The following is a 2229-nucleotide window of genomic DNA, read 5'->3' as shown; positions in this document are numbered from 1 at the left end:
TATAAGTCTTTTTTCTCAAAGGGTCCAGATTTATCCTTTTCAGTAATGTACACCCAACTATTAGGCCTTTACCGCAAGGTAAACCACTATGGAAATCTAAGAAAAATGGAGAAATCGGGAGATTTTCCTTTCTTTATTGAGGGAGGTTAGTTTAACAACAATCAGAATAAATGAGAAAGATAAAGTGGAAGAGTGTGAAAGAGATGGGGAAATTAAAGAATTATCATCGAGCTTTTGGTGTATATGGTATTTGTTTAAAAAATGGAAAGTTATAAATAATAAAAAAGAATGCAGGTCCCTCTGGATTGATTAAAAACAAAAAATTTGGAATAAATGTCGAACTTTATGAGAAATAGGAAGTAAAAAATAAACTGTTTTCTTTAGTAAACGTATATGATGTAAAGGTATAAAAGGCGGCTCAAGCATATTTTTACTCTTCTATGGAAAACGTATCAATATAAAATGAATGGGGAGGTAATTAAGTGAATACCGATAATCCGAATGACAATTATCTATTTCCACTATCAGGAGGAAAGCTAGATTTACAGAACGGTGTGAAATTAAATGAGGATACATATGAAGTATATGTAAATGATAACATTGTCGGACATAAAACATTAAAGAACGCTGGTGAGAAACTTTCAGATGTTGACGACTTTTTACGAATTCAAGGAATTCATAATTTTTCCTCTTCATTAGATGGTGACCACTATGTAATAAAAACAAATGAAGACACCGAAAATTTAAGAGATGCATTATCCGTTTATTTTAATAATCGATAATTAACAAATGGATTGTCAGAAATCCCAGTAATACTAAGGGGAATTTGATAATCCATTTTTATATTGAGTTGATGGCGATAATAGAAAATCAGCATTTGAAGGTAAAAGAGGTTTAGATGATTGGATGGTTGATGAAATAACTTCTTATAATACTGAATACCTTCGTCACGAGCTAATACTTGCTTCAGATAAATTATTAATGATACGTTCCAAAAATAAAGAAATGAAAAAGTTATAATTACAGGAACTTCTTCTTCAGCTAACGGGCAGGATAGTTCAAGAAGGAAATATATATTAATCAAGAGAATATTAACCTTATGATAAAAATTTATTAAGGAAAAGGAGAACTGATGGAGATTAATAATAGGATTACTGCTATATTGAATGATAACTATGGAATTGAAGCAACTTCAATAGAACAACGTCCAGGCGGCTGGTCGGCTTTAGCATTTTCCGTGGAAGATAAATGTGAAAAGTATTTTTTAAAAGTATATAACAAAAGAAAGCCGTCCATTGTTCCGTGGATTGATGCAATTGATAGATATACTCCCTTAGTAAAGTGGTTGTATAACCATACTGATTTAAAAAACAATCTCGTCAATCCAATCTTTACGAAATTGAAAAGTAATAAATGCGAAGACGAACAGTATGTGTATTTGCTTTCAGAATATATTGAGGGAACTACAATTGCAGATAAACAGCTAAGTCAAAATCAGGTAAATGAACTGGCTAAGATTCTTGGAATACTTCATAAGAACACTTCAAACATCCCTAATGAATTAAAACAGCAACAAGTAAACGAAAGTTTTGACATAGATTTCTGCGAAAACTTATCTTCTTTTATTAATAACGATTTGGATAATACAGATGATATCGTTTTAGAAATTGTGAAGCCTTATACAAGCACTTTAATAGAAAAGATTAACAGGATGAGGTATTTATCAAATACTTTGAAAAGCAAACCATACCAGTTTGTTTTGTCCCACGCAGATGCTCATAATTGGAATGTTATGCAAGGGAAATACCTTATGCTTATTGACTGGGAATGTCTAAAACTTGCTCCACAAGAGCAAGACCTGATTTTAATCATTACAGAGCCATATGCTGGACAATTCTTAAATGAATACAGGAAATATATGAAGTATGAGTCTCCTGATTTTGATGCCTTTGAATTTTATTTCTTAAAGAGGAAACTTGAAGATATTTGGGAGTGGATTAAGAACTTACGTTTTGAAGGTCTTGTAAAATCAGAAGAAGTAACACTCGAACTTCTAAAGTTGAGCCTTGATGCCTGTACAAGAACTGAGAGCTTTCGGTCGGAAATTCAAAAAGTCTTTAATTAAAAGGTAAACATAGATATTCTTGTTGAACTCCCATGAAAATAAAAACGGAAAAAGGGCATGAAAAAACAGACCCAGAAAAACCAGTTTTTAAAAAAGGCTGAGCC

At 31.9% G+C, this 2229-nt stretch carries 3 protein-coding genes; 2 read left to right on the top strand and 1 reads right to left on the bottom strand.

Features of this window, described 5'->3' with window-relative positions:
- Positions 1 to 482 precede the first annotated feature (482 nt).
- On the top strand, positions 483 to 782 hold the full coding sequence (locus tag ACIFOT_RS32490; protein ID WP_430073135.1) for a hypothetical protein: 300 nt from the start codon (positions 483 to 485) through the stop codon (positions 780 to 782).
- Here the strand turns inward: ACIFOT_RS32490 and ACIFOT_RS32485 are convergent.
- Positions 764 to 1084 (bottom strand): hypothetical protein, encoded by a 321-nt coding sequence (locus ACIFOT_RS32485; RefSeq protein ID WP_430073132.1) that lies wholly within the window; start codon positions 1082 to 1084, stop codon positions 764 to 766. The genes ACIFOT_RS32490 and ACIFOT_RS32485 overlap by 19 nt on opposite strands.
- 48 nt (positions 1085 to 1132) lie before the next feature.
- On the opposite strand from ACIFOT_RS32485, the gene ACIFOT_RS32480 reads away from it, so the two are divergent.
- A complete protein-coding gene (locus ACIFOT_RS32480) occupies positions 1133 to 2125 on the top strand; it encodes an aminoglycoside phosphotransferase family protein (RefSeq protein WP_430073129.1) in 993 nt (330 codons plus the stop codon).
- Positions 2126 to 2229: the final 104 nt, after the last annotated feature.

This window comes from Neobacillus sp. NRS-1170 (assembly GCF_050468025.1).
This window is presented reverse-complemented; position numbering and strand designations above follow the sequence as displayed.

What these genes read in the sequence shown, in the direction of transcription:
- ACIFOT_RS32480 (WP_430073129.1), top strand. Translation starts at nt 1,133, where the DNA reads ATGGAGATTAATAATAGGATTACTGCTATATTGAATGATAACTATGGA.